Genomic DNA, 15,758 nt, shown 5'->3' with positions numbered 1-15,758 from the left:
ATGCTGCTGCGACATACACTTCTCTATATGCCGGCGCAGCTCATAGGCCCGCTGTTTCAGCTGATCGCCATGGTCGTGTGGACCCATGTGGTGAACGAGCACACGCTCGGCATCATTACATTGGTCACCGCAACCCACGAACTTCTGCAGATCGGCTTCCTCGCCTGGTGGTCGCAATACGCCCTGCGCTTCTTCGGCCGATTCCAGAATGGGGAGGAAGCAAACCGCTTCCATCGGACCGAAAATGCGATCCTGCTGACGTCCATCGTGCTTCAGAGTGCAGCTGTTATCGCGACACTCTTTTTCGTCATCGCCCCGGATGCCCACACCGGACTTATCGTTGCCACGGTCGCCTATGTCATTACCCGCTCTCTCAATCTCTATATTGGCGAACGCGCCCGCGTGCAGCAGCAGATCGCCGTCTATTCGATCCAGCAGGTGATCGGTCCGGCCGTCGGCTTCCTCATCGGCCTCCTGATGATCAAGCTGCTGGGACAGGACCCGGAGTGGCCGCTTGCCGGCTATGCCGTCGCACAGCTTCTTGCAACACTGATTGTGTTGCCGAGGATCCGCTATGGTCGCAGCCTGTGGCCAATGGATCGTGAAATCGTCAGGCATGCCCTGCACTACGGCATCCCGCTCATTGTTGGAGGGGCGTTGGGCTGGGTTGGCCTGAATGCCTCCCGCTTCATCGTCAACGACATGCTCGGTGTCGCTGCTGCCGGTCTGTTCGCGGTTGGTTACGGCCTCGGCCAGCGGGCCGCAGCCGTGGCGGCCATGCTGGTGACAGCGGCCGCGTTTCCCATTGCCGTCAAGCAGATGGAAGAAAGCGGCAGCAAAGCCGCGATGCAGCAACTCTCCGAGAACAGCGCGCTGCTGATCGCCATTCTCGCGCCGAGTATCGTCGGAATCTTTATGTTGCGAACGGACATCGTCCACCTGCTGATCGCCGGGCCGTTCCAGCAGGTCACCCTCGCCGTCTTGCCGCTGTCAGTTCTCGCCGGTGCCATCCGCAATCTGCGCGCGCATTTCGGCGATCAGGTCTTTCTGCTCCATAGCCGCACCCGCCTGATGATCGTGGTTGCGAGCATCGATGCGGCCGTCACTATTGCACTCAGCTTCGCGGGCATCTGGTATTGGGGCATTGTGGGCGGCGCGGTCGCAACGGTTGCCGCTGCATCCTGTGCTGCCATCGCAAGCTTCGCGATCGGCTTCACGAAATTCGGATTGACGCTGCCGCTCACGCACCTCGTCCGCATCGCGATTGCAACGGTCGCCATGGGCGCGGTGCTCCAGACCCTGCCGGAAGCCAGCAACTTCGTCGCACTGGCCACCCACATCGCGGGCGGTGCCTGTGTCTACATGATCACTCTGGCTATTCTTTATGCACCGTCGATCTTAAGGCTGCTCAGCGCGCGCCCCCAGCAGACGGGCTAAGCCTTCCTTGCCTTCTCGAATGCGCGCGCCATCGCGAACCAGAGCGGCTTTGGCTTCATGTCCTGATCGAACGGCAACGGCCGGGGAAGCCGCTCGGCGAGTGGATTCTTCTTCCGCGCGGCGTCGGTGTAGAAGGAATAGTTGTCGGCGAGCTCCCACGCGATCACGGTCTTCACAGCCGGAATACGCAGGACATTGGTGAGAAATTTCTCAGCCGTGTCCGCAATCATGGCGTCGCGCGTCTTGATGTCGTCGGGGAACGTATCGTCACGGACGTCGAATTCGGTGATGTAGATGTCGACCTTGCGTTCCGCGAGTGCATGAACGAAATCAGCGAACCGCGCAGGATCATGCGGATAGCGCGGCTGCAGATGGCCTTGTAGCCCGACGACATCAAGACGAACGCCTGCGTGTTTCAACTCATCGACGAGACGCAGCAGACCTTCGCGAACAGCGCGACCAACATCATCATCGCGTTCTGTTTGCGCTTCGTTGAGAACAAATTTTGTCGTCTTGTCCACGGCACCGGCGCGCTGGAACGCGCGCTTGATATAGTCGGTTCCGAATGCGTCGTACCAAGGCCCCAATCGATAGCCACCGGGCGCCTTATGTCCCGGCCAGAACGGCTCATTGACGACATCCCATGACTGGAGCTTTCCGACGTAACGACCCACAACATCTTCGATGTAGCCGTCGAAGAAGGCTTGCCGTTCGGACTTACTCTTGTTCTTGATCCAAGCAGGCACCCACTCATTCCAAATGAGGCAGTGTCCGCGCATGGGGATCTTATTGCTTGCACAAAATTGCAACAAACGGTCCGCGCTTTCGAAACGCTTCGGCCCATCTTGAGGCGCAATAGTGCCCATTTTCATGGCGACATCAGTCGTGATGATTCGCGTATGCTTTTGATAGAGCTCGCGATACGCGAGATCGTTGAAGACGACAGGGCCTGCTGCTGCTCCGAAGACGAATCCATTTGATGCAGCAATTGCACCGAGACTTTCAGTTGCAGCGGCGCGCGCAATTTTGCTCTGGGTTGCGATGGTTGCTCCTGCAATCATCGACATCATCTGTCGTCGTGTCCGCATCACATGCATGGCAGATCTCCATCGAGAAAACTGAAGCACTTTTCTTATTTCATCATTGTGCAGGCATGACGCCATCGTTGCGACGCAATAGTGCGATTTCGTGACCATGCTCGTCGAACACAAAATCGTTCGACGTCATTTCATCGCGACGCGATTGAAATTTGTGCAGACGTAATTCCGAGCAAATCGCCATGGGGATGGACGTGCTGGATCCGCACACGCTACCAACTAACGATCTCGTCGTTGATGGCATCACCATCAACATGTACTCGATGTCAGAGGCCGTATCTTCAATCGTGTCGGCCGCTGAACGAGGCGAGAATTTCTCCGTCTGCACGCTGAATCTGGATCATGTGGTGCAACTTCAGCGCCGCCCCGATTTTCGTGCGGCTTACCGTCGCGCGCGCTTCGTTACCGCTGACGGCTTCCCCATTGTGATTCTCGGCCGGCTCGCCGGCACGCGAATCCAGCGAACAACCGGCGCCGACCTCGTCGCGCCGATCTGCCAGCAGGCAGGGCAGCGAAGAGTTCCGGTCTTTCTGCTGGGATCGAGCGATCTCTCGCTTCACCGCGCAGCGAGACGCTTGTCGAAGAGATACGAGGGCCTTGAGATCGTCGGCTCACACGCCCCTGGTCCGAACTTCGATCCGCACTCGGAGGAAGCCGACGAAGCAATTGCAAAAATACGCGCTTCAGGCGCCAAACTTTGCTTTGTCGCACTGGGTGCTCCGCGCCAGGAGATATTCTCGGCTCGCTGTCTCGATGAATTGTCGGGAACCGGCCTGCTCTGCATCGGAGCAGGTCTCGATTTCGTTGCGAACACGCAATCGCGCGCTCCATCGTTCACTCAGAAGGTTGGTCTTGAATGGGCATGGCGCATGCTGAGTAACCCGCGGCGCATGGGGCCACGTTACGCGCGATGCATGGCGGTAATTCCCAGTCTGGTATTCCGCAATATCCCCCAAATCGTGAGTGCACGGATGAGGAAAGTGGCATGACTTCAACAGTGACACTCGCGCAGCGCGCAAGAAATGCGGCGCCTGGCCGGCAGAGATATCAAATCTGCTTGCTTCATCCGTTCGACCCTCGCGGTCAGAAGGTGGGCGGGCTTGAGACCTATATTCGCGACTTCATCACGTTTCATCCGACTGACACGGATCTGCTCTTTATCGGAGTGGACTCCATTGGCGACCTCGCGCTCGGTGAAATTCACAAGCTTACATTCAGGGGGCGCACCTTCGATTTCCTACCGATCCTTCATTATACCGATCAGCAGGCCCGCGAAGCGGCGCGCACCATTCGCTCGTCCTTGACCGGGCAATTCTTTGTCGCTCTGTTGCGACACTTCGGCACCATTTCCAAGCATATCCGCGAGCGGCGATGTTCCATTGACCTCCGGCGTGTAGAGTTTTCCTGGCTGCCAGTCATCCTGCGCCTGCCTTTCATCCAGATGCTTCATGGTGAGGGCGCGCCGAAACTTCAGATGGATTCCCTTCTGCGCAAATATGCGTTCGTTCACAACGCTGGCGAGCGCTTCGCGGTGGCCGCAAGCGCGAAGTTTCTTTGCGTCAATCCATTCATCACCGAACGTCTTCAGAAGACCTATCCGCGACAGAAGGAAAAGATCGATACCCTGTGGACGTGGGTCAATACGGACATCTTCAAGCCGCAACCATTGCCTGTCGACATGTCGCCATTCCGGATTGTCTTCGCAGGCCGGCTGGATGAATTCAAAGATCCGCCGCTGATGTTCGAGACGATCAACCGCCTCAAGCAGTTGATGCCGGGCGGCGTCGAATTCAACTATATCGGCACCAGCGACCCGCACCGGTTTGAGGAATTCGCCAAGATCGAAGACATCACCATTCGCCACGGCTTCAAAGACGCTGCCGGCATGGCCGCGACAATTGCCTCAGTACATGCCGGCATTCTCACATCTGAGTTCGAGGGCATGCCGAGGTTCGTGCTGGAAACCCTGGCCGTCGGACGCCCCGTAGTGGCGATGCACCTTCCGCAACTCGAGTCAGCCGTTCGTGATGGCGAAAGCGGGTTCCTTGTTCAGCGCAGCGACTCGCGTATGGACATGGTCGAGCGGCTCGCCCATCGGTTCATCGACGCGCGAAATGCGATTGCGACCGGCGAGATGGACCCCTCCCGCATCGCCAGCAATATCAGAACGTTCACGCCCGGGACGCAGCTCGCGCGCGTATACCGCTATCACCAGGAAATCCAGAACATGCGCGGCATGGTCAGCCCGCCCATTCACTGAGGCTGCCAATGAATATCCTCATGTTGACCAGCGAATTCGCGCCCGCAACCGGCGGGATCGGAACTTATGCGCGCGAAATCGCGTTTGCCGCCTCGCAGCTTGGGGCGCGCGTCACAGTCATCGCGCCGGACTATGCGGCGGATTCGACCGCGGAAGATCGAGCGCTCCCGTTCCGGCTTGTTCGGTTTCACGGTGGCCTGCATTCAATGAAAAATCTGCCCGCGAAAATCCTGCTGGCCCACAGCAAGGTCCGGATCGAAGACTTTGACATTATTCACGCCGCGGATTGGCCGTTCTTCATTCCCCTCGCGCTCGCGCGGCATCGGACACAGGCCCGTCTCCTGATGACGGTACACGGCACCGAGATCAACGAGACCCAGACCCCGCTCAAACGCGCGGCCATCCGCGCCGCGGGTGTGTTCGGTCCAAGAACTGAAGTCGCCGCCAACAGTAGATTTACCCGCGAACTGTTCCGCGAACGCTTTGCCATTGATGAAGAGCGCGTCAATGCCATTCCGCTCGGCGTTTCGGAGTTCTGGTTTAAACCGCGCGGCAGGCGGAAAGACGTGCGCAAAGCTTACGGCATCGATCAGGACAAGATCGTCATGGTCACCGTCGCTCGCCTGACCCGCCGCAAAGGGCATCATTTGACACTGGCGGCATTGGAGCGTTTGCCCCGGGAGTTGCGTCAGCGCATCACATGGCTGGTGATCGGCCCGAAAGGTGAGTCGGACTATGTCGCGGAGATGCGCGAGATGGTGGAGAAGTCGGATTGCGAAATCCATCTTCTCGGCTCGCTCACCAATGAACAGATTCGCGACATCTATGGCGCGAGCGATTTCTTCTGCCTGACCGGCGTGCCTGATCCCTCAGGCCGCGTGGAAGGATTTGGTCTCGTCTATCTCGAAGCCGGCGCCGGCGGACTGCCCAGCGTCGCCACTGCGATCGGAGGCGTTCCCGATGCCGTGCTCGCCGACGAGACGGGATTGCTTGTCGAACCGAATGTTGAAGCCGTTGCGCAGGCGATCGTGGAAATGGTTGACGACAGTGATACGCGTTCGATCCTCGCTGCCGGGGCATCCTCACACGCCCGTGCGCTGTCGTGGGAGCGTTGTGCCGCGGAGACTTACGGCCTGTCCCGTCCGGAGGATCGTATTGCGGCGGTGATCGAATCATTGAATGCGAGCCGCGCGCAGCCCGTGATGCCGATAGGCCACTGACGTGAAATCGCTCGCCGCCGCGATCTTTCTAGTGACGCTTGGCGTCTCCTCGGCGCACGCGGAGAGCTGCAGCAAGAGTCGCGATTACCTGCTTGGCAGTCTCGGCGGAGATCTCCTCCTACCGCCGCAGGCCTATCAAAGCCTGTTCAAGACGTGCCTCGCCACGACCTCGATGTCGAACGTCAAGGATGCCTATATCCTGAAGGACGGCGGCATCGCGGTGATTCCAAAGCAGGATGGCATAGCTGCGACCGCAGCCACGCTCTCCGCATTTTGCGACGCTTATCCGACCGGGACGCTGCGCTTTCTGACACGCAAGGACCTCGCCACGACGCCCACAGTCTCCCGCATCATCCAGATGTCGTCGACAGCATCGACGCCCTGCAAGAAGATCAAGGGCAATCTGTCCTGACGATTCCGACCGCGGCTACTTATTGGTCGTGACGTGATCGAGCGCGTCCTGCAGATAAGGCCTGAAGAGATCGGGATTCTCGCACATCGGAAAATGGCCCAAGCCCGGCATCTCCTTGAAGAACGATCCCGGAATCAGCTCCGCGAGCTTGCGACCATCCTTCGGGGTTGCCGAATAGTCGTAACCGCCGGACAGCAGTGCAACCGGCGTTTGGCCGGCGTCGATCCTGCCTGCAGTAAGAGCGCCATCAAACTCGTCGGAATAGAAGGCGAGGTCGCCGCCATAGATACCGGGAGCCCCCTGGCTGTAGATCCAGGCTGAGCGGCGGCGATCGCTTTCCGGACTGAGCGGGCTCATCAGGCCCCGCACATAGCTTGCGTTGTGCAGGGCGCCGTGGACCGCGACATGATGCTGGAACGGATTACGTCGCCCCTTCGACAACAGCGGCGGTTCGACGGCAACGACACCGAGCAGCAGCTCCGGTCTCTCCGCTGCAAGCACCATCGTCATCGCGGCCCCCATCGAGCCCCCGACCACGATCGCCCGCCGGCCAACGACCTGTTCGAGGATTGCAGCGCACCAATCGCGGTAGGTGGCAAGATCAAGCTTGTAGTCACCGCCGTCCCACGTGCGTGGCGGCATCGATCGCCCATGAAACGGCAGATCTGCTGCGATCATCTGAAAGCGTCCCGCGAGTTCCGTATCGCTCAGTTGCGCGATGAACTGCCGTGAATCTGCTCCGGCCGTGTGCAGGAACAGGATCGGCGTGCCCTCGCCTGCTGTCTCGGCATAGATCTCATGAGCAACGCCGCGAATTGTGACCTCGTGCCATCGCCCTTCGATCTGAGACAAGTTTCGCGGAGGCGACGCACGCGTTGCGGGCTGCGCGTCAATGAGCCGCTCGACAAGTCTTTCCAGCACGGGGCGAGCCTGAGCAAGGAGCAGAGGCTCGGCGTCGATGCTGAATTCCGGATTGACGAGGTCGAGAGCCGTGAACGAATGGAACGTCGGCGGCGGCGGAGTTTGAAGAACCTTGTCCCAGGCCTCCGCCGCAGCCTTCACGCGGATCTGCGTATGTCCGATCTGATCCACGAATGAGAAGCGTCCATTCTCGAACACCAGCCGCACATTCGCTTCACCCGCCTGGAAAGCAACGTTGAACGACAGGCTCGGACCAAGACGTACATACTCCGCATCATCCAGAGCAGATGCCAATCTCGCCTTGAGACGTTCGACCGTGCTCACCACCGCGGCGACCTCAATCTTCGACTGCCGATGCGATGTAGCGATAGATCGCGGTGTGGTCAGCGCTCTTATCCAACGTCCCCTTCGCCTGCTCCCAGATTTTGGCGACAGTCTCGGCGTTCGATGCATCCAGTCCGACGAATTTCGACAGATCTGCAGCGATGCGGAGATCCTTGGCCATCAAGGCCAACGAGAAGCCGGAAGCGAAGCTCTCGGAAATCACGAACTGCTTCATCTTGACGTCGGTGGAGTTGTTCTTGCCGGTCGATGCGTTGAGAACATCAATGATCGTATCGGGCTGAAGGCCGAACCGCCGTCCCACGAGCAGCGCCTCACATGCAGCGACGAGGCCCGCTGCCGAGACATAGTTGTTGAGGGCCTTCATGGCGTGACCGGAACCGAGCGGTCCGGTGGCGAACACCGACTTGGCCATCGCCTGCAACACAGGCCCCGCGCGCTCCACCAATTCGGCGTCACCACCGGCCATGATCGACAGCGTGCCGTCGATCGCGCGCCGAACACCACCGGAGACCGGCGCGTCGATCAAACCGATGCCGCGCCCGGCCAATTCCTTCCCCAGCGACTGGGTGTCCACCGGAACGGACGAACTCATGTCGATGATCAGCGCATCCTTGGCGAGAGCGTCCGCCACGCCTTGAGGACCGAGCACTGCGTCACGCACCACCTTGCTGTCAGGCAGCATTGTGATCAGAAGGGAGGCGCCTTTTGCAGCTTCTCTTCCCGTCTCAAAGACCTTGCCACCCGCCGCCGCGAAAGCTTCACGCGCCGATGCGGACGGATCCGCACCGCGGACCTCGAAGCCTGCGGCGAGGCAACGCTTCGCCATCGGCAGACCCATCTGGCCAAGGCCGAGAAAAACAACGACGTCGGGAGGAGTGATGACCTTAGTCAATGCCCATATCCTTGAAAGCTTCGCGCGCCAGCCGGAAACTGTCGATGCCAGCGGGAATACCGCAGTAACAGGCGATCTGAAGAAAAATCTCCTTCAATTCGTCCTTGGTAAGGCCATTCTGAATCGCGCCGCGAATATGGAGCTTCAACTCATGCGGCCGGTTCAGCGCAGCGATCATTCCCAGATTGAGGATGCTGCGGCTGCGACGGTCGAGACCTGGACGATTCCAGATTTCGTCCCAGCAATATTCCGTGCTGAGCTGCTGCATCGACCAGCTGAAATCATCGGCACTCGCTAGCGATTTCTCGACATAGTCCGAGCCGAGCACCGCCGTGCGGGTCTTCAAGCCTTTTTCAAATTTTTCCGAGCGGGGTCGCTTTGCGGACATGCATAGTCTCCGTTTTTGTTTCTTGTTCGGTATCCGAGAGCACCGCGAGCGCAATCGCGGCTGCGGCGTGAATGTGCTCGATGCATGCGCGCTCAGCGCCCTGTGCATCTCCAGCGCGGATCAGCTCCGCGATGTTGCGAATTTCTTTGAGACTTTGCGGAAGCCGGCCGGGATGCGTCATCGATGTCGCGCGCAGCATGGTGACGCGATTGTGCAAATTGGTCAGCATCTGCTGGATGTAGATGTTTCCGCATCCCCGCATCAGCGCATCATAGAAACGCGTCTTAGCCTTGATCAGCGCATCCCGGTCACCGGATATGGCCGCGCTTTCGAGTTCACTCACCGCCGCGAACATCTGCGCGAGCATGTCCGGCGGACGCCGTTCCGCAAACGCGCGGCCGGCTGCTCCCTCGAGCAGCGCGCGCACGGCATAGAGTTGTTGGGCTTCGTCGACTGAGATTCGCGCCACCACCGGACCACGGTGCGGCACGGATGTGATCAGCCCCTCTGCCTCAAGTTGCCGCACCGCTTCGCGGATTGACGTGCGTCCAACCCCGGTCAGCTCGCACAACTCACGCTCGATAAGACGTTGTCCCGGCTTGAAAATGCCGCTGGCAATCGCGCCACGAAGCTTGTCTTCCACGCGCATGCGCAGCGTGACCGCTTCTCTGCTGACATTGAGATCCATCTCGCTCATTCATCTAACTTCGTCTTTATTAGACAATCTGTCAATCTGCTTGACTGCGAAAGCTGTTCGGTCAAAGGTCACAAAAAACAAAACATCAAAAGGGAGGACTGAAATGGATTTGAAGAAGACCGCGCATTCCGCATTTGGCGGCAAAACGGCTCTCACGCGCCGAAGCCTGCTCGCTTCCGCTGCAGGCCTTGCGATGGCATCAGGTTTTTCCGGCGTTGGTCATGCGCAAGGAAAAGCCATCAATATCGGCGCCATCCTGCCGCTGTCCGGCGCGAATGCGCAGTTCGGCATCAACTCACGCAATGCCATTGAACTCGTTGTCGACGAGATCAATGCTGCAGGAGGCATCAAGGCGCTCGGCGGCGCGAAGTTCAATCTGATCGTCGCAGACGCAACCTCGACGCCGACCACCGCCGCCAGCGTGGCCCAACGCCTTGTGTCGCAAAACGAGATCGTCGCCGCTTTCGGATGCTTTGCGTCCGCGCTCACGCTTGCGGTGTCGGAAGTCACGGAACGCGCAGGCATTCCGCTGTTCACCCAGTCCTTCTCCGACCAGCTCACCGGCCGCGGCTTCGAGAACATCTTCCAGGTCGTGGCCAAAGGCTCCGTCCTCGGCAAGGCCCAGCTCGATGGATGTATCGAGATCGCCAAGGCGGCCGGCCAAAAGCTCGATCGCATCGCGATCATGTTTGAAGACACGGCCTATGGCACATCGCAGGCTGGCGGTCTGCGCGCGGGTGCCAAGGCGGCGGGCATCGAAATCGTCATGGACGAAGGCTATCCGCTCGGCATTACCGACGTCACGCCGCTGATCAACAAACTGCGCGCATCGAATGCGCAGGCCGTATTCCCGGTCTCGTATCTGAATGACAGTCTTCAGATTGTCCGCGGCATGCGTCAGCAGAAACTCGAGATTCCGACCATCGGCGGCGCTGCGGGGTACATTATTCCAGATTTCGAAAAGGGCCTTGGCGCATCTGCGGAAAACGTCCTGTCGATTTCTCCGGCGACCTACGATCTTGCGCCTGAGTTCACCGAGCGCTTCCGCAAGCGTTTCGGCTACTTCATGGTGCATGAAGCCGTGGAGTTTGCAGCCGCAGTAGACGTGCTGGCCCAGGCGCTTGAAATGACCAAGTCGACGGACCTCGATGCGCTGCGCAAGGTCCTGCATGGCACCAAGTTCACCGGTGGCTGGACCAAAGCCATGACCGGCGGCGCCGTTCAGTTCGACAAAACGGGCCTGAACACGCTCTCCGTTCCGGTGATGGTGCAGTGGCGCGGCAAGGATCTTGTGACCGTCTGGCCGGATTCGTTCGCCAAATCGAAACCCGTCTGGAAGCTCTAAGTCAAAGCGCGCACTGCAATGGCTTTTATTCAGGCCTTGATCGATGGGATCATGATCGGCGGCGTTTACGCCATGATCTCCATCGGTCTCACCCTCGTATTCGGCATCATGGGCATCGTGAACTTTGCGCACGCAGAGTTCCTGATGCTCGGGATGTTCATTGCCTATTATGCGTGGGCCTGGCTTGGCCTAGATCCGCTCCTGGCCGCACCATTGTCCTTTATCGTTGTGTTTGGTCTCGGCTGCGGTCTTCAGCGGCTCCTGTTCCGCCGCATCCTTCGGGCGCCGGAAATCTCCCAGATCTTTCTCACGGTCGGACTGCTCATCGTGCTGGAGAATGCGGCGCTCTGGATGTTCGGATCGAACTTTCGCTCCGTCACGACGCCGTATCAGACCTTATCGCTCAGCCTCGGTCCGATTTTCATCAACGTGCCGTATCTCCTCGCTTTCCTGATGTCGGCGGTCTGCGGAACGGCGTTGTGGCTGTTTCTTCGGCTGAGCTGGTTTGGCCGGGCGATGCGCGCCACGGCCCAGGACCCGATGGCATCGACACTGATGGGCATTAATGCGGACCGCATGCACATGCTGGCGTTCGGACTGGGCGTCGGACTGACCGCCTTCGGCGGCGCCGTGATCCTGCCCTATCTCACTGCGTCACCGACTGTCGGTGGACAGTTTGTCATCCTCATGTTCACTGTTGTGGTACTCGGCGGATTGGGATCGGTCGCCGGCGCCGTGGTCGGTGGACTTGCCGTGGGCGTGATCCAGTCGCTATCAGCGCTCGCATTTCCGATCCAATTGCAGAACCTCGTCCTGTTCGTCGTATTCATTGCGGTGCTCGTCGTCCGGCCCCAGGGATTGCTGGGAGACGTGCGGTGAAGCGCTTTCTCATCGGAGCTGCCATCGTTGCCGCTGCGGCCTGCGTTCCGTTTTTCCTTGCGCCAAAGGGCTACGTTGTCCGGGTGCTGTGCATCACGTTGCTCTTTGCCGCGCTGGCGCAGGCCTGGAACATCGTTGGCGGCCTGGCACGGCAGATCTCGCTGGGCCATGCCGCGTTTTTCGGGACCGGGGCCTATACATCAACGCTGCTGCTCATCAACTTCGGAATCTCGCCGTGGATCGGCCTGATCGCGGCGGCGATCATCGGCGCCGTGATGGCGCTGCTGATCGCGCTCCCTACGATGCGGCTGCGCGGACATTATTTCGCACTGGCCACCCTCGCCTTCGCCGAGGTCATGCGCGTGATCGGCAACTCGTGGAGCAGCGTCACCGGCGGCCCCGTCGGCCTGTCGGTACCGTTCAGGCCAGACTCGCTCTTGATGCTCCAGTTCAAGACCCCCCGGCCCTATTTCTGGATCATGCTGGGCGCGCTTGTGGTGGTGACCCTGACTTTCATGGCCATCCGCTCCAGCAAGATCGGCTATCGGCTTCGCGCCATTCGCGAGAACGCGGACGCCGCCGAGACCATCGGCATCGATACCGCCGGGACAAAAATCATCGCTGCGGTCGTGTCCGGCGCACTCACCGCAAGCCTCGGCACGCTTTATGCTCAATTCCAGTTCTTTTTCGATCCGGACACCGCTTTCGGACTTGCATCCATCTCAGTTCGCGCGGCCCTGATCGCCATCATCGGAGGCGTCGGTACGGTGGCGGGCCCGATCGTCGGCGCTTTCTTCATCATCCCGTTTGAAGAGCTGACCAACTCGCTGTTGTCGAACAAGGCCGCCGGTGTTTCGCAGATCGTCTATGGCCTGCTGCTCATTGCCGTCATCCTGTTGGAGCCGCGCGGCCTCATCGCCCTCGGCAAGACCTTCATGACGAAATTGTCGCGGAGGAAAGCGACATGACCGCCCCTCTCCTCCAGGTGCAGGACCTCACGAAAAACTTTGGCGGTCTCCGCGCACTGTCGGACCTCACCCTGTCGATCAACCAGGGCGAGATCGTCGGCGTGATCGGCCCGAACGGCGCCGGCAAGACCACGCTGTTCAGCCATCTGGTCGGACTCCACAAACCCACCTCCGGCCGGATTATTTTCGATGGCAGCAACATCGTTGGCCTCAAGCCGCATCGCATTGCGGCAGCCGGAATGGTGAAGACGTTTCAGAACGTTGCCCTGTTCCTCGAGGAGACGGTGCTCGACAACGTGCTGATCGGCGGATTGATGCGGCACGACATTCCGCATGCACGAGATCTCGCCAGAACCTGCCTTGAACGCGTCGGCATGCTGTCCATCGCGGACAAGATCGCCAAGGACCTGTCCTTTCCGGAGCGTGCGCGCGTCGAAGTTGCCCGCGCGCTTTGCACCGAGCCGAAAATTCTCCTGCTCGACGAAGCCATGGCGGCGCTCAACCATGCCGAGATGGACGACTTCATGAACCTCGTGCGCAACTTGCGAAGCGAGGGTTTGACGATCGTGATCATCGAACACCACATGCGCGCGATCATGTCGCTGTGCGACCGCATCATCGTCCTCAATTTCGGGAGAATCATTGCGGAAGGCGCTCCCGCCGAGGTCGCCCGGCATCCCGAAGTGGTTGCCGCTTATCTTGGAAAATCCTTTGCCGAGAGTGCGGCGCCATGACGACACCTCTGCTCCAGATCAAGAACTTCTCCGCAGGGTATGATGCCGGCAACGTGCTTCACGGCATCGATATCGACGTCAATCCCGGCGAATTTGTCTGCGTCATCGGCGCGAATACCGCTGGAAAGAGCACGCTGCTCAGGTCGATTTCGGGCCTTGTCCCCAATTCCAGCGGCGACATCGTGTTTGATGGCCGTCATTTGCGGCAAATGAGTGCGCATGAGATTCCCGGCCTCGGTATCGCCCATGTGCCGGAGGGTCGCCACGTATTTCCCGGCATGACGGTTGAGGAGAACCTCATGCTGGGCGGATTCTCGACACGACACGCGCAGGATCTGGCGCAGCGCCGTGAACAGATGCTGATCATGTTTCCAAGATTGCGGGAGCGCCTGTCGCAGTTCGCCGGAACGTTGTCCGGCGGCGAACAGCAAATGCTGGTGCTGTCCCGCGCCTTGATGATGTCTCCCAAGCTGCTCCTGCTCGACGAACCGAGCCATGGGCTCGCGCCCAAGATCGTCGATGAACTCCACGAGACATTCGCCACGATCAACAAGGCCGGCACCGCGATCCTGCTGGTCGAGCAGAACACCGCGCTCGCCCTCTCCGTGGCCAGCCGCGGCTATGTGCTCGAGTCCGGACGCGTCGTGCTGAGCGCTGACAGCGCGGACCTGAAGACAAATGATCGCGTTCGGAGCGCCTATCTCGGAATTTGACAGTTGGGATTCCTTCTCCGGTCTGCGAGACTATTGTACCGGATAGGCCGCTGCAGCCGGTGAACAGATAACAGGAAAGGAAGCCCGATGAGCCTTTACGCGAAACTCCAGCAGCGCGAGAGCCAGGGCAAGCCGATTACTGTCGGCCTCATCGGTGCGGGAAAATTCGGCTCGATGTATCTGGCGCAAATCCCGCGAACGCCCGGCGTGCACCTTGCCGGCATCGCCGATCTGTCTCCCGACGGGGCACGCACGAACCTCGCGCGTGTGGGATGGCCGGCGCCGCAGTTTGCCGCGAACTCGATCGACGATGCCCTCAAGACTCGCACAACCCACATCGGGGATGACTGGCAGGCTCTTGTGCAGCATCCAGCCATCGATGTGATTGTGGAATGCACCGGCTACCCGGTTGCGGCGGTCGATCACTGCCTGAAGGCCTTTGCCAACGGCAAGCATGTCGTGAACGTGACTGTGGAAGCCGATGCGTTCTGCGGCCCTCTGCTCGCGCGCAAGGCCAGCGAGGCCAGCGTGATCTATTCCCAGGCCTTCGGCGACCAGCCGGCGCTGATCTGCGATCTCGTCGATTGGGCGCGCACCTGCGGTTTTCCCGTGGTGGCGGCCGGACGCGGCCACAAGTGGCTCCCGCATTTCTGCGATTCGACACCGGAAACCGTCTGGGACAATTATGGCCTCACCCCCGAGCAAGCGAAACGCGGCGGGCTCAATCCCAAAATGTTCAACAGCTTCCTCGATGGCTCGAAACCGTCGATCGAATGCACGGCAGTCGCCAATGCGACCGGCCTCGGCGTGCCGTCGAATGGCTTGCTGTATCCTCCCGCCAGCATTGCGGATATTCCATCCGTCACCCGGCCGATCAGCGACGGCGGCAAGCTCGAACGCAAGGGCCTGGTGGAGGTGATCTCCTCGCTTGAGGCGGACGGGCGTGTAATCCCTTACGACATCCGCATGGGTGTGTGGGTGACCGTGGAGGCCGAGACCGACTACATCAAGAATTGCTTCGAGGAATACAACGCTCATACGGATTCCTCAGGCCGCTACTTCACCCTGTACAAGCGCTGGCACCTGATCGGCCTTGAAGTCGGTATGTCGGTGGCGAGCGTTGCACTGCGCGGCGAAGCCACCGGCGTGGCGAAACATTGGAACGCTGACGTGGTCGCAACCGCCAAGCGCGATCTCGCTCCGGGCGATAATCTCGATGGCGAGGGCGGCTATACCGTCTGGGGCAAGCTGTTGCCGGCGACGAAATCCGTCGAGCTTGGCGGTTTGCCGCTCGGCCTCGCGCACGACGTAAAAGTCACACGGCCGGTCAAGAAAGGACAAAGTCTGAGCTGGGCGGACGTTGCCATGGATACCTCCACGCATGCCTACAAGCTTCGCAAGGAGATGGAATCGATGTTCAGCGCGTCGGCAAAGGTGGCCTGATCATGCC

Annotated in this window: 16 protein-coding genes; 11 read left to right on the top strand and 5 right to left on the bottom strand. The window is 59.8% G+C overall.

Features of this window, described 5'->3' with window-relative positions:
* Entirely contained in the window at positions 1 to 1,437 is a 1,437-nt protein-coding gene (locus ACP0KA_RS17050) for a lipopolysaccharide biosynthesis protein (RefSeq protein ID WP_424629919.1), read from the top strand.
* Here ACP0KA_RS17050 and ACP0KA_RS17045 read toward each other — a convergent pair.
* Entirely contained in the window at positions 1,434 to 2,534 is a 1,101-nt protein-coding gene (locus tag ACP0KA_RS17045) for an endo-1,4-beta-xylanase (protein ID WP_424629918.1), read from the bottom strand. The two genes, ACP0KA_RS17050 and ACP0KA_RS17045, sit on opposite strands and share 4 nt — an antisense overlap.
* A gap of 194 nt (positions 2,535 to 2,728) precedes the next feature.
* Between ACP0KA_RS17045 and ACP0KA_RS17040 the strand changes: the two genes are divergently transcribed.
* From ACP0KA_RS17040 to ACP0KA_RS17025, 4 genes are read left to right on the top strand one after another with little or no spacing between them, the layout of a single operon-like run.
* On the top strand, positions 2,729 to 3,523 hold the full coding sequence (locus ACP0KA_RS17040; RefSeq protein WP_424629917.1) for a WecB/TagA/CpsF family glycosyltransferase: 795 nt from the start codon (positions 2,729 to 2,731) through the stop codon (positions 3,521 to 3,523).
* Positions 3,520 to 4,794, top strand: a complete 1,275-nt coding sequence (locus ACP0KA_RS17035; RefSeq protein WP_424629916.1) for a glycosyltransferase — start codon at positions 3,520 to 3,522, stop codon at positions 4,792 to 4,794. Before ACP0KA_RS17040 ends, ACP0KA_RS17035 begins: the two co-directional genes overlap by 4 nt.
* A gap of 8 nt (positions 4,795 to 4,802) precedes the next feature.
* Positions 4,803 to 6,014, top strand: a complete 1,212-nt coding sequence (locus tag ACP0KA_RS17030) for a glycosyltransferase family 4 protein (RefSeq protein ID WP_424629915.1) — start codon at positions 4,803 to 4,805, stop codon at positions 6,012 to 6,014.
* A 1-nt stretch (position 6,015) separates the two neighbouring features.
* Positions 6,016 to 6,426, top strand: coding sequence for a hypothetical protein (locus ACP0KA_RS17025; RefSeq protein ID WP_424629914.1), 411 nt, complete (start codon positions 6,016 to 6,018; stop codon positions 6,424 to 6,426).
* A gap of 15 nt (positions 6,427 to 6,441) precedes the next feature.
* On the opposite strand, the gene ACP0KA_RS17020 is transcribed toward ACP0KA_RS17025, so the two are convergent.
* The 4 genes from ACP0KA_RS17020 to ACP0KA_RS17005 are packed head-to-tail and all read right to left on the bottom strand — an operon-like array spanning position 6,442 to position 9,669.
* Positions 6,442 to 7,671, bottom strand: a complete 1,230-nt coding sequence (locus ACP0KA_RS17020; RefSeq protein ID WP_424629913.1) for an alpha/beta fold hydrolase — start codon at positions 7,669 to 7,671, stop codon at positions 6,442 to 6,444.
* Between the two features lie 13 nt (positions 7,672 to 7,684).
* Positions 7,685 to 8,584: an NAD(P)-dependent oxidoreductase gene (locus ACP0KA_RS17015; protein ID WP_424629912.1), complete on the bottom strand. Its 900-nt coding sequence runs from the start codon at positions 8,582 to 8,584 to the stop codon at positions 7,685 to 7,687.
* The gene (locus ACP0KA_RS17010; protein ID WP_424629911.1) at positions 8,577 to 8,972 is read right to left on the bottom strand and encodes a carboxymuconolactone decarboxylase family protein; all 396 of its coding nucleotides are present in this window, start codon (positions 8,970 to 8,972) and stop codon (positions 8,577 to 8,579) included. The genes ACP0KA_RS17015 and ACP0KA_RS17010 overlap by 8 nt, the downstream gene beginning before the upstream one ends.
* Positions 8,938 to 9,669 carry a GntR family transcriptional regulator gene (locus ACP0KA_RS17005; protein WP_424629910.1) on the bottom strand — a complete coding sequence of 244 codons (732 nt, stop codon included), beginning with the start codon at positions 9,667 to 9,669 and terminating at the stop codon, positions 8,938 to 8,940. The genes ACP0KA_RS17010 and ACP0KA_RS17005 overlap by 35 nt, the downstream gene beginning before the upstream one ends.
* Before the next feature lie 103 nt (positions 9,670 to 9,772).
* Here ACP0KA_RS17005 and ACP0KA_RS17000 point away from each other — a divergent pair, with 103 nt between their 5' ends.
* From ACP0KA_RS17000 to ACP0KA_RS16975, 6 genes are all read left to right on the top strand, one after another.
* Positions 9,773 to 11,014, top strand: a complete 1,242-nt coding sequence (locus tag ACP0KA_RS17000; RefSeq protein WP_424629909.1) for an ABC transporter substrate-binding protein — start codon at positions 9,773 to 9,775, stop codon at positions 11,012 to 11,014.
* Between the two features lie 18 nt (positions 11,015 to 11,032).
* The gene (locus ACP0KA_RS16995; protein ID WP_424629908.1) at positions 11,033 to 11,893 is read left to right on the top strand and encodes a branched-chain amino acid ABC transporter permease; all 861 of its coding nucleotides are present in this window, start codon (positions 11,033 to 11,035) and stop codon (positions 11,891 to 11,893) included.
* On the top strand, positions 11,890 to 12,861 hold the full coding sequence (locus ACP0KA_RS16990; protein ID WP_424629907.1) for a branched-chain amino acid ABC transporter permease: 972 nt from the start codon (positions 11,890 to 11,892) through the stop codon (positions 12,859 to 12,861). Before ACP0KA_RS16995 ends, ACP0KA_RS16990 begins: the two co-directional genes overlap by 4 nt.
* The gene (locus ACP0KA_RS16985) at positions 12,858 to 13,595 is read left to right on the top strand and encodes an ABC transporter ATP-binding protein (protein ID WP_424629906.1); all 738 of its coding nucleotides are present in this window, start codon (positions 12,858 to 12,860) and stop codon (positions 13,593 to 13,595) included. The genes ACP0KA_RS16990 and ACP0KA_RS16985 overlap by 4 nt, the downstream gene beginning before the upstream one ends.
* Before the next feature lie 8 nt (positions 13,596 to 13,603).
* On the top strand, positions 13,604 to 14,308 hold the full coding sequence (locus ACP0KA_RS16980) for an ABC transporter ATP-binding protein (protein WP_424631638.1): 705 nt from the start codon (positions 13,604 to 13,606) through the stop codon (positions 14,306 to 14,308).
* 87 nt (positions 14,309 to 14,395) lie between these two features.
* Entirely contained in the window at positions 14,396 to 15,751 is a 1,356-nt protein-coding gene (locus ACP0KA_RS16975) for an NAD(P)H-dependent oxidoreductase (RefSeq protein WP_424629905.1), read from the top strand.
* Positions 15,752 to 15,758 lie beyond the last annotated feature (7 nt).

Origin of the sequence: Bradyrhizobium sp. SYSU BS000235 (genome assembly GCF_049747295.1) — a bacterium.
GTDB lineage: Bacteria > Pseudomonadota > Alphaproteobacteria > Rhizobiales > Xanthobacteraceae > Afipia.
This window is presented reverse-complemented; position numbering and strand designations above follow the sequence as displayed.